Genomic DNA, 239 nt, shown 5'->3' with positions numbered 1-239 from the left:
AACTGGCGGAGAAACTCATAAAACGCCTCGCGCGACTTGATCCGTTGCTCGTAGTGCACCTGGCCGAGGACGTCTTCACCGGCGACCTGAAAGACCTGCTTGGCCAGATCGACCGCCACGGTTGTGCAGGCCGACAAATCGGAAGAAGACAGGGATTGATCAATCGAAGTATGCTTTTTCATGGACTCGCCCTCGCTGTCGTTGGCTGATTAGACTGCCACCGTGGCGCATTGACGCCT

The 239-nt window shown here is 56.5% G+C and carries 1 pseudogene; it reads right to left on the bottom strand.

The window, feature by feature from the left end:
- A pseudogene (locus WLY71_RS31760) lies at positions 1–137 on the bottom strand (IS110 family transposase); the annotation flags it as partial.
- Between the last annotated feature and the right edge of the window lie 102 nt (positions 138–239).

It is taken from the genome of Pseudomonas rossensis, assembly GCF_039888995.1.
Taxonomy (GTDB): domain Bacteria; phylum Pseudomonadota; class Gammaproteobacteria; order Pseudomonadales; family Pseudomonadaceae; genus Aquipseudomonas; species Aquipseudomonas rossensis.
Note: the sequence above shows the minus strand (reverse complement) of the source record. Positions and strands in the feature narration are given on the sequence as shown.